General features: G+C 68.6%; 11 protein-coding genes. 5 read left to right on the forward strand and 6 right to left on the reverse strand.

Annotation, left to right across the window (positions count from 1 at the left end; genetic code table 11):
* Nucleotides 1–144 precede the first annotated feature (144 nt).
* A complete protein-coding gene (gene mshC, locus ACV7NQ_RS41510) occupies nt 145–1383 on the reverse strand; it encodes a cysteine--1-D-myo-inosityl 2-amino-2-deoxy-alpha-D-glucopyranoside ligase (RefSeq protein ID WP_463364498.1) in 1239 nt (412 codons plus the stop codon).
* Between the two features lie 182 nt (nt 1384–1565).
* Here mshC and ACV7NQ_RS41515 point away from each other — a divergent pair, with 182 nt between their 5' ends.
* Nucleotides 1566–2210 (forward strand): LLM class flavin-dependent oxidoreductase, encoded by a 645-nt coding sequence (locus tag ACV7NQ_RS41515; protein ID WP_463366013.1) that lies wholly within the window; start codon nt 1566–1568, stop codon nt 2208–2210.
* 182 nt (nt 2211–2392) lie between these two features.
* Here ACV7NQ_RS41515 and ACV7NQ_RS41520 read toward each other — a convergent pair whose 3' ends face one another.
* The 4 genes from ACV7NQ_RS41520 to ACV7NQ_RS41535 form a co-directional block, all read right to left on the reverse strand.
* Nucleotides 2393–3199 carry an SCO1664 family protein gene (locus ACV7NQ_RS41520; RefSeq protein WP_463364499.1) on the reverse strand — a complete coding sequence of 269 codons (807 nt, stop codon included), beginning with the start codon at nt 3197–3199 and terminating at the stop codon, nt 2393–2395.
* Between the two features lie 3 nt (nt 3200–3202).
* Nucleotides 3203–3787, reverse strand: coding sequence for a DUF3090 domain-containing protein (locus ACV7NQ_RS41525; protein ID WP_463364500.1), 585 nt, complete (start codon nt 3785–3787; stop codon nt 3203–3205).
* An 83-nt stretch (nt 3788–3870) separates the two neighbouring features.
* The gene (locus ACV7NQ_RS41530) at nt 3871–4653 is read right to left on the reverse strand and encodes a histidine phosphatase family protein (RefSeq protein WP_463364501.1); all 783 of its coding nucleotides are present in this window, start codon (nt 4651–4653) and stop codon (nt 3871–3873) included.
* A 16-nt stretch (nt 4654–4669) separates the two neighbouring features.
* Nucleotides 4670–5614, reverse strand: coding sequence for an undecaprenyl-diphosphate phosphatase (locus ACV7NQ_RS41535; protein WP_463366014.1), 945 nt, complete (start codon nt 5612–5614; stop codon nt 4670–4672).
* Nucleotides 5615–5852: 238 nt separating this feature from the next.
* Between ACV7NQ_RS41535 and ACV7NQ_RS41540 the strand changes: the two genes are divergently transcribed.
* The 4 genes from ACV7NQ_RS41540 (at nt 5853) to ACV7NQ_RS41555 (ending at nt 10443) form a co-directional block, all read left to right on the forward strand.
* Complete coding sequence (locus ACV7NQ_RS41540) at nt 5853–6827, forward strand: aldo/keto reductase (RefSeq protein ID WP_463364502.1); 975 nt, start codon at nt 5853–5855, stop codon at nt 6825–6827.
* A gap of 20 nt (nt 6828–6847) precedes the next feature.
* A complete protein-coding gene (locus tag ACV7NQ_RS41545; RefSeq protein ID WP_463364503.1) occupies nt 6848–7924 on the forward strand; it encodes a heme/hemin ABC transporter substrate-binding protein in 1077 nt (358 codons plus the stop codon).
* 241 nt (nt 7925–8165) lie between these two features.
* The gene (locus tag ACV7NQ_RS41550; RefSeq protein WP_463366015.1) at nt 8166–9239 is read left to right on the forward strand and encodes a FecCD family ABC transporter permease; all 1074 of its coding nucleotides are present in this window, start codon (nt 8166–8168) and stop codon (nt 9237–9239) included.
* A gap of 340 nt (nt 9240–9579) precedes the next feature.
* On the forward strand, nt 9580–10443 hold the full coding sequence (locus ACV7NQ_RS41555) for a heme ABC transporter ATP-binding protein (RefSeq protein ID WP_463364504.1): 864 nt from the start codon (nt 9580–9582) through the stop codon (nt 10441–10443).
* 89 nt (nt 10444–10532) lie between these two features.
* On the opposite strand, the gene ACV7NQ_RS41560 is transcribed toward ACV7NQ_RS41555, so the two are convergent.
* Nucleotides 10533–10919 carry a YrdB family protein gene (locus ACV7NQ_RS41560; protein ID WP_463364505.1) on the reverse strand — a complete coding sequence of 129 codons (387 nt, stop codon included), beginning with the start codon at nt 10917–10919 and terminating at the stop codon, nt 10533–10535.
* Nucleotides 10920–10932 lie beyond the last annotated feature (13 nt).

A 10932-nucleotide genomic window follows, 5' to 3' on the forward strand; every position in this document is an offset into this window, starting at 1 on the left:
TCGATGTGCGGGCGCTCGGTCCCTGCGCAGGAGAAGGGCGTCGGTGTTCGGCATCGAAGGCAAGAACCCGGCTCGGGTGGATACTGCGGCGCGCGAAACAGCACCGAAACGCAACCCGTTGCGGCAGATCGCGTTCGGCCCATCTTACAGCTGCACGCCGAGCAAGGCATCCACCGCAGCGGCGACGAGGGCGGGTGCATCGCGGTCGGCGCCTCCGTACTCGAGGGCCTGCGTCGCCCAGTTGTCCACGGCGGCCGTTGCTTTCGGGGTGTCGAGGTCGTCGGCCAGATGCTGACGCAGCCGGGCCACCGTGTCATCGGCGGCGGGGCCGGAATCCAGCGCGGTGGCGCGGCGCCACAGGTCGAGGCGTTTGGCTGCCTCGCCGAGGACGGCGTCGGTCCACATCCGGTCCTGACGGTAGTGCCCGGCGAGCAGGCCGAGGCGGATAGCCGCCGGGTCCGCACCGCTGCGGCGCAGTTTGGAGACCAGCACCAGGTTGCCCTTGGACTTTGACATCTTCTCGCCGTCGAGGCCGATGAGACCGGCGTGCACGTAGTGGCGGGCGAAGCGGCGGCCCGCGATGAGGGCTTCGGCGTGTGCCGCGGAGTATTCGTGGTGCGGGTAGATCAGGTCGCTGCCGCCGCCCTGGATGTCGAACTCGGGGCCGACGCGGTTGAGGGCGATCGCGGCACACTCGATGTGCCAGCCTGGGCGTCCGGCGCCGAAAGGCGCGGGCCAGGACGGTTCGCTGGGGCGGGCGGCGCGCCACAACAGGGCGTCGATGGTGTCGCGCTTGCCTGGACGATCCGGGTCGCCGCCGCGTTCGGCGAACAGGCGGTCCATGGTGGCGCGGTCATAGCCGGATTCGTAGCCGAACTGTTCGGTGGCGTCGGCGCGGAAGTAGATGTCGGGGAACTCGGCGTCATCGACGGTGTACGCCGCGCCCGAGGCCAGCAACTTTTGCACGAGCTCGACGACCTCGTCGACGGACTCGATGGCGCCGATGTAGTCGCGTGGCGGCACGATGCGCAGCGCGGTCATGTCCTCGCGGAACAGATCGATCTCACGGGCGCCGAGATCACGCCAGTCCATGCCGTCGCGGGCGGCGCGCTCGAACAGCGGGTCGTCGACGTCGGTCACGTTCTGCACGTAGTGCACGTCGTGACCCGCGTCCCGCCACAACCGGTTGACCAGGTCGAAGGTCAGGTAGGTTGCCGCGTGCCCAAGGTGGGTGGCGTCGTAGGGGGTGATCCCGCAGACGTACATGGTGGCCGTCAGGCCGGGCGTGACCGGCCGCACCTGACGGTCGGCGGTGTCATACAACCGCAACGGTGGCCCTGCTCCGGGAATGGTGGGTAGGGCGGTATCGGACCAGGACTGCATGATTCGAGGGTAAAGGTGTGGTCGAGATCATCACCCTTCGCCCCGGCGGATTCGATGCCTAGCACACCCCTACCGCGCCTTCCGACCTACGTAAACGTGACAACCGGCAGACGTCGATGCTTTCGGTCTCGTTGTTTCGATGCGATCCGCTCCGGAATTGCGATGTCGGCGAATCCGGCGCAATCGGTTCTCGCACTCGCCGAGGAGCCGAGCAGTCCCGCCTCGATCGTCCGGGTTTCGGGCACGGCGTGCAGGAATGGATGGCGCAGGTCGGCGCCGGTGTCGAATCACCGATGACGCTGCTGCGTGAACAGCTCGGCGCCCTGCGCAGGTTGCTGAACGGCGAAACCGTCACCACGGCGGGCCGGTACGTGCAACTCGACAAGGTAGCGCTGGACTGGCGACCCACCGCGCCCGCGCACAGCATTGCCGCCGCGTCCGGGCCGCGGACGCTGCGGTTGTCCGGCGAACTCGCCGACGGCTCGATCCTCACCTCCCGAACCGCGCCGGACGGCGTTCGCGCTGCGCGGGCACTCATCGACGAAGGTCGCGCGAAAGCGGCTCGCAGCGAACCACATCGGGTGATCGTGTACCTGCTCGCGGCCACCGGACCGGACGCCGCCGAACGCGTCGCGGCCGCCGGGCAGAAGGCCGGATTCCAGCCGGGAGCCGGTATCGCGGGCGACCCCGACGCGATCGCGGGCGCCGTCCGGCGGTACGGCGAAGCAGGCGCGGACACTGTGGTGCTCGAGCCGACCTCCGACGATCCGGATCCGGTGGGGTTCGTTCGTTTCGTCGGCGAAAAGGTGCGCCCGCTGCTCGGATGATCCGTCATCGCCGCTCCGAATCGGCTTCCGTCAAGCCGGCCGCTTTCCTCGGCATCCTCGAAACCATTGTGCCCAAGATGATTTCGGAGATTCGCAGACCGGTCGAGCCGGAGAGTCGGTATCGCATGCGCCCAGTCTGATGCACCGCGGATGTGCGGAGGGAGACCCTGGTGGGGCCACGCTCAGAAGGCGGGCCAGGGAATCGGGCGGGAAGTGCGCGGCGTCGGCATCACCGGACTGTCCAGGAGTTCCTGCGTGCGATCGACGAGGGCTTCGATCTCGGTGTCGGTGAGGTGCGGTGCCAGATCATCGGCGAGTTGCCCGGGCAGCGCCTTGGCGAACGCGGTGATGTCGGTGATCAAATCATCTCCGATGGCTCGGCCCGCCCAACCCCACAGCACCGTGCGCAGTTTGTGCTCGCTGTGCAGGCAGATGCCGTGGTCGACACCGTACACCTGGCCGTCGATGCCTTCCAACGCGTGTCCGCCCTTCCGGTCGGCGTTGTTGAGCAGCACATCCAGTACCGCCATCCGCTGCAGGCGCGGGTCGTCGGCGTGGATGAGCGACACCTCGTTGCCCGCCGGGTCGAGCGCCCGCAGCACTTCGCAGAAGCCGTCCGGGACCGCGCCCGCGGGCACCAGATCGATCAGGTCGAGCCGGTTGCCCTGTTCGGTGTGGTTGTCGGTCGCGTCCACCCAGCGCTGCACCATGCCGGGGCCGTAGGGGCCCTCGCGCAGGATCGTTTCGGGGATCACGCCCCAGCCGAGCGCATCCGATATCCGATAGGACGCCACCTCGCGGCCCGCGAGCGTGCCGTCGGGGAAATCCCACAGCGGCTGCTCACCACGCACCGGTTTGTACACCACGCGCAGCGGCGAACCGGCCGGACCGACGGTGCCCGACGCGTCGCAGACCAGAGTGACATTGCTCGCGATGGTCACCCGCCCGATCACCGTCAACTCGGCGGTCTGCCACCCGGCTTCGGCCACCGCCTATTCCTCCAGCTCGGCCGCGCCGAAAATTTCCCCGCGCTTGTACCCGTTGGTGCGCACACACATGTGGCCGCGCGCCGACAGCGGCTCCCCGCACAGCGGGCACGGTGGACGACCCGCGGCGATCACCCGCGTCGAGCGCAGCGCGAACTCGCGCGCCTGGATCGGGGTCAGGAACACCCGCACCGCGTCCGGGCCCTCCTCGGTGTCGTCGAGCACCACCGATTCGTCGACCTCGGTCTCGGTGATCGCCAACAGCTCCACCACCACGGCGCCCGCGTCGGCGTCCCAGCCCAGACCCATGGTGCCGACCCGGAACTCCGCGTCGATCGGCGTCACCAGCGGATCGACATCGGACACGTCGTCGGCCTGCGGCGGCATCTCGGCGCCGAAGCGGCGCGCGACCTCGTCCAGCAGCAGACCCATCCGGTCGGCGAGCACCTTTACCTGCTGCTTCTCCAACAGCACGCTGACCACGCGCGGTTGCTCCACGGCCTGCAGATAGAACGAGCGATCGCCCGGCTCACCGACGGTCCCGGCGACGAAACGATCGGGGGTGCGAAATACATGGATTGCGCGTGACACATGCACCTCCTGATACGTGACCCTGATCGACTACCCACGGCGCCCGGACATTCGACACGCCGACTACTCGTTTACAAGGAATCTCAGCGCTCCGCATTCCCATTATCCGCACTTCCGGTGCCACCTAGCTCGCCGCCGGGAACCGGACCGGATGTGTCGACCGGTTCGGCGGCCTCCGGCGCGCGGGAATCGGGCTCTCCGGCCTTGCCAGAATCTGCCGCGCCCCGTTGCGAATTGGCCGCCGCGAGCGCGGACAGATCGGTGCCCGTGTCGTTGATCCGCCACACATACGGCGCGGTCGCGGTGTAACGAACGACGCTGATCGACGCGGGTTCCACCACGATGCGCTGGAACCCGTCGAGGTGGATGCCCAACGCGTCGGCGAGCACGGATTTGATGACGTCACCGTGGGTGCAGGCCACCCACAGCACGTCGTGGCCGTGCTGTTCGGCGAAGGCGCGGTCGCGTTCGCGGATCGCGGCGACCGCGCGAGCCTGCACCTGCGCCAGCCCTTCCCCGCCGGGGAACACCGCGCCGGAGGCGTGCCGCTGCACGACTTTCCACAGCGGTTCATTCAGCAGATCGGCGAGCAATTTGCCGGTCCAGTCGCCGTAATCGACCTCGATGAGCCGGTCGTCGTACTCCGGTTCCAGCCCGAACTTCTCCACCAGCGGCGCCACCGTTCGCTGACAGCGCAACAGCGGCGAATGCACGATGTGTTCGATCGGCAGACTAGCGAGTCGATCCGCGACCGCCCTGGCCTGTTCGGTACCGCGTTCGGTCAGATCGACACCAGGGCTGCGCCCGGCGAGAGTGCGGGCGGTGTTCGAGGTGGACACACCGTGCCGCAGCAAAATCACCGTCATGCGGCCAGCCTAATGTTCATGTCGCCGACACCACCCCGCCCGCCAGCAGACCCATCACGGTCAGGCCGAGCACGATGCGGTAGCCGACGAACCAGTCCAGCGAGTGCTTGGCGACAAACTTCAGCAGCCAGGCCACCGAGGCATAGCCGACGACGAACGCCACGATCGTCGCGACCAGCAGCTGCGGTCCGCTTGCGTTCAGCCCATCGCCCGCGGGTTGAAACGCGTCGGGCAGGCTGAACAGACCCGACGCGGTCACCGCGGGGATGGCGAGCAGGAACGAGAACCGCACCGCCGCTTCACGCTCGAGTCCGAGGAACAGACCCGCGGTGGCTGTGGCGCCGGAGCGCGACACACCCGGGATCAGCGCGAGGCATTGCGCGAAGCCCATGACCAGTCCGTCGCGGGTGGTCAGCTGCTCGATCGGGCGCACCTTGCGGCCGTAGTACTCACCGGCGGCGATGACCAGCGCGAAAGCGATAAGCATGAAGGAGATCAGCCACAGATTGCGGGCGCCGGTGCGGATCTGATCCTTCAACAGGAAGCCGAGCACGCCGATCGGAATCGTCGCGATGATCACGTACCAGCCGATCCGGTAATCGAGCTCACGCTGTGCCTCCTGGTCGAAGGCGGGCAATCCCGCGTGGCTCGCGGTGCCCGCGGTCACGACCGGAAGCTTCATGGTGACCTGATCCTCGATCGAAACCGTTTGCCTGGCAGACCCGGTCAACCTGCGCTGCAGCCCGCCGAACCACGCGCACACGATCCGCCAGATGTCCTTGGCGAAATACACCAGCACCGCAGCCTCGGTTCCCAATTGGGTCACCGCGGTGAACGACGCGCCCGCGTCGTCGCCGAAGAACACCCCCGACACGATGCGCAGATGCGCGGAGGAAGAAACGGGCAGAAACTCCGTGAGGCCCTGCACCAGACCGAGCACCAGCGCCTGCACCCAGGTCATTGACTCGCCGACCACGTACCCTCCTCCACTTCTGCCCGAAATATCCGTTCGGACTGGGCAATTGGTTGACGGGCGGGTCGCACGGACATGATCACCGCCGTAATCACGCAGCGACAGTACAGTGTCGAGGCGGCGCAGGGGTGTCCGGCACGGTGGTGCGACCCACGGCCGTGCGTGGGCACCGGCAGGCGCTCGCACGCTCTAGGCTTGGCGCCGTGACGAAATCGCGGACACGGTGATGGAACAGCGGACGGTCGGTCGCAGTGGCCTACGGGTGTCCCGGATAGGTTTGGCGACTCATACCTGGGGTTCACACACGGATGCCGACGAGGCCGCCGTGCAGTTGGTGGCCTTCGCCGAAGCCGGTGGCACCCTGGTGGACACCTCCCCCGCCCACGGTGGCGGTGCGGCGCAGCGGATTCTTGCCGATCTGCTCGGTGACTTGGTGTCCCGTGACGATCTGGTGCTCAGCGGTTGCGCCGGTGTGCTGCCAAGGATTTCGCCCGCGCCAGCGGGTCCGTCGGTGCCCGCGCCGGAACCGGCCCGCGCGACGGTGGACACTTCGCGGCGCACGCTGCTGCGTCAACTCGATCGGACGCTGCTCGAGCTGGGCACCGATCACCTCGACGTCTGGAATGTCGCCGCCTGGGATCCGCGTACCCCGCTCGACGAGGTCGCGGCCACCCTCGAATACGTCGTGCGTTCGGGGCGGGTCCGCTACGCGGGTGTGCGCGGGTTCGGCGCCTGGCAGTTGGCCAGCCTCGCCGCCATCGCACCGATCAGCGTCGCGCAGGCGCCGTACTCGCTGCTGGCACGCGGTGCCGAAAGCGCGTTCCTGCCCGCCGCCGACCATCACGGAGTCGGGCTGATCGCCTCCGCGCCGCTGGCCGGGGGCATTCTCACCGGCAAATACCGTGACGGCGTGCCCGCCGATTCACGGGGCGCGGACGAGGCGACCGCCGCCGAGATCCGGCACCGGCTCGACGAGCGTGCGACCCGGGTCGTCGACGCGCTGGTCACCGCCGCCGACGGGCTCGCCACCTCGCCGCTGGCCGTCGCGTTGGCCTGGGTTAGGGATCGGCCCGGCGTCGCAAGCATGATCGTCGGCGCCCGCGATATCGGGCAGTTGACCGGCGTCTTGGCCGCGGAGACGCTCGAACTGCCGCGGGCGATCGCGGCAGCTCTGGACGACGTCAGTGCACGCACGGAATAACGCGAGTTAGCCTTGCCTGCATGAGGTGTGCGAGGTCCAGGCATTCGGCTGTCCAGACGCGTGGGATCGACCGGGTCCGAATCGGAGCGCGTCGCGCTGTCCTCGCTGTCTTCGCGCTGACCCTGCTCATGGAGGTGGCCGCCTGCGGGACGGGGGGCGAGGCCGGGACCTCCGGTCCGCAGGGACGCTCCACCGCCAAGCTGACGAATCTGGACCCGGTGCCGATCGGACCGGAGCCCGCTCCCACGTTGCCGGTGACGGTGCGTTCGTTCGACGGATCCGACGTCACCATCACCGACGCGAGCCGCATCATCGCCGCCGACCGCTACGGCACCCTCGCGCAGACGGTGTGGGCGCTGGGCATGGGACCCAAACTCGTCGGCCGCAGCACCGCCGCAGCCTTCCCCGCGGTGCAGAACGTGCCCAACGTGACCGGCGGCAGCGGCTCGCTCAATGTGGAATCCATTCTGGCGCTAAGGCCTACGGTGTTCCTCACCGACAGCACCAGTGCCGCGCCAGCAGTTCGTGAGCAGCTGCGCGCGGTCGGCGTCACGGTCGTCTACTTCGATCCACAACGCACCATGGACGGCGTCGTCCCGCAAATCGAGGCCGTCGCGGGCGCGCTCGGTATACCCCGACGTGGCCAAGAGCTGGCCCAACGAACCCGCGACGAGATCGCCGCCGCGACCGCCGCGGTGCCCAAGCTGGACAATCCACTCACCATCGCGTTCCTCTACCTGCGCAGCACCGCCATCACCATGCTCGCCGGTCCCGGCTCCGGCGCGGACGCGCTCATCGCCGCCCTCGGCGCCCACGACGCAGGAACCGCGGCAGGACTGAAGGAGCCGTTCGTCGCGATCACCAGCGAAGCCATGATCAGCGCCGCCCCCGACGTGCTGCTCGTCATGTCCGACGGCCTGAATTCCGTTGGCGGCGTGGACGGTTTGGAAAAGGTGCCCGGCATCGCCCAAACCCCCGCAGGTCGCAACAAACGCGTCGTCGACATGTCCGACGCGGTCCTGCTGAGCTTCGGGCCCAACACCGGCCGTGTTATCTCCGCCCTCAGCGAGGCCGTGTACGGCACCAAGCCCGCATGACCGCCCTCGGCGAGCGGAACCTCGGCTGCGGCGAGCGGAACCTCGGCTCCATACCCGCAGCACTGATCGGCGCACCAGCCTCGGCCGTGCCCTGCACAGCGTTCGGCTTGACGGGCGTCGTGTCCCGGGACCACGTCCAGATGGCACCCGGCGGGACTGCTTCAGGGCTCAGGGAGCCGACAGTCGGCGAGGTGCGGTCGTGAGTGAGTCGGTGTCGCGAACCACTGCGACCAACCGGACGATGCCGCATACACCGCAACCAGTCGCGCCGAAGTCTCGGGGCCGCTCACGCACCACGATCGTCTTCGTGGTCGCGATTGCCGTGCTGGTGCTGCTCGCGTTGGCGTCCGCGGCGATCGGGCAGGTGCCGACGACGCCCGCAGAAGTGGCGGGCAGCGTGCTACACCGAATCGGTCTGGACTGGGGGCCGATGCCCGCCCATCCGGCCGGGGAAGTGACGTTGTGGCAGGTGCGTTTCCCGCGGGTCGTACTGGCCATGCTGGTCGGGGCGGCGCTAGCTACAGCGGGTGCATTGTTGCAGGGAGTGTTCGCCAACCCGCTGGCCGAACCGGGCGTGATCGGGGTGTCCGCGGGTGCCGCGGTCGGTGCGGGCACGGTGATCGTGGTCGGCGGTGCGTTCATCGCGGCTTGGTCGGTCGCGGCGGCCGCGTTCGTCGCGGGCCTGGCCACCACGCTGCTGGTGTATCTGCTGGCGCGCTCGAATGGCCGCACCGAAGTGGTCACCCTGGTGCTCACTGGTGTCGCGATCAACGCCTTTGCGGGCGGTTTGATCGCTTTCCTGCTGTTCGTCGCCTCCCCCGCGGCCCGGGATCAGATCGTGTTCTGGCAGTTGGGCAGTCTCAACGGCGCGACCTGGGATGCGGTGCGTGTTGTCGCGCCGCTCACCGCGTTCGGTGTGCTCGCCGCGATCGTCATCGCCCCGCGCCTGGACCTGCTCGCCCTCGGCGAATCCGCCGCCCGCCATCTCGGTGTCGACGTAGAACGCTTGCGCCGCAATGTCATCGTGGTCGTCGCAATCCTGGCCACCGCAGGCGTCGCCTTCACCGGCATCATCCTGTTCGTCGGCCTGATCGTCCCGCACCTGGTCCGGATGCTCGTCGGCCCCGCCCACCGCGTGCTGATCCCGCTGAGCGCGATCATCGGCGCGGTCGTCCTGCTGGCCGCCGACGTCGGCGCCCGCTCCCTGGTCGACAACGCCGACCTCCCCCTCGGCATGCTCACCTCCCTCATCGGCGGCCCGTTCTTCTTCTGGCTCCTGCGCCGCACCCGCGCCCGCGCCGGAGGTTGGGCATGACCCGCCGACCACGGACGGCTCGTTCCGGTGACCAAAGAGCCTCTACGAACCGCACCGACACTGCACGCGATGTCGACCGTGAAAGCGGACTGGGGCAGCCAACTTTGGAGATCTCAGATGAGCGGGACCCGCCGGCGGCTCCGCGCAGTGTGTTCGCCGCCCGCGGCCGAGGGGCGGGTGTGCGAGTGGCCGCGCGCGATCCGATGTGGATGTCACACAGGTGCAGCAGCGTAGAACACGGCTCAGGCGAAGCTAGTCGGTCGATAGCGGGTCTTGGCGGATGCCCAACGATCCGTTTCAGGCACGACCGTCGAGTGGGCAGCGTGCTCGGTGGTGGCGCATGAGCAGTGTGCGGCAAGGCATCGGCGGGGTGTTCGCGCGGACGCACGAGCTGCCCCAGGTGGCGGAGCCCGGGACGGTCATGCTGCGGGCGACCGGGATCAGTGTCGATCGGCGCGGTACTACCGGCGCGCAGGTGCGGCGGGTGCTCGAGAACGTGGACTTCGAGGTTGTCGCGGGTGAGATCGTCGCACTGGTCGGGCCGAACGGGGCAGGCAAGTCCACGCTGCTTGCCGCACTTGCCGGTGAGCTCGCCCCGACCGAGGGCACCGTCGAGCTCGATGGCCGTTCGCTGGCGCACTGGTCGCCCTTGGACATGGCTCGTCGCCGCGCCGTGCTGCCGCAGAGCCACACCGTCGGCTTTCCGTTCACCGCCCGCGAGGTGGTCGCGATGGGGCGTGCGCCGTGGGTGCGCACCGAGTTGCGTGAACTCGATGACGAGAAGATCGCTGCCGCCATGGCCGCCACCGACGTGGAACACCTTGCGGCCCGGTCATTTCCGACCCTGTCCGGCGGTGAACGCGCCCGCGTCGCGCTGGCCCGGGTCCTCGCCCAGGACACCGGCACCCTCCTGCTGGACGAACCCACCGCAGCCCTTGACCTCGGCCATCAGGAAGCGGTCCTGAACCTCGCCACCAGCCGCGCCGAGGACGGCTCCGCCGTCGTGGTCGTCCTACACGACCTCGGCATCGCCGCCGCCTACGCCGACCGCGTCGCGGTCCTGGAATCCGGCCACATAGCCGCCGACGGCCCACCCCGCAAAGTCCTCACCACAGAACTACTCAGCCGCGTCTACCAACACCCGGTCGAGGTCCTCGATCACCCGGTTACCGGCGCCCAACTGGTCCTCCCGGTCCGCCGCTGACGACCGTCAGCCATCAGGCCACGACTTTCGCTTCGCCCGCAGCCCCGCCGAGCCTGGACTCCGAAGCCAGAACCGTTGCGCTGGAACCACTACGCTTGGTCGCCGATTTCCTCGGCCCCGATGTCGACGATCAGACCACCTTGCACACCGACCCGTACTGCCGCGGTGAACGCCCACACCGCGAAGAAAGCGAGTCCAGCGATCGGCCCTGCCGCCTGGTACCACGCCAGCGCGCCTCCACCGAACCAGAGCAACTCCAGAGCCAGACGCCACCTCCCGCGTAATTGAAATCGCGCATTCGACCCCGCGCCGAACAATGCCCACATGAGGATGAACAACACCGGCCCGCCCAGCCCGGCGATCACCCGTGTGAACACCCCGGCGGGCAGCGTGAAGCCCCAGATGCCCACTCCGACAAGCACACCGAGCTCCAGCAGGAACACCAGCGCCAGATTCGCGCCCTTGAACGCACACATACTCCGTCTCCCC

This window comes from Nocardia sp. Tas62D01 (genome assembly GCF_055232035.1).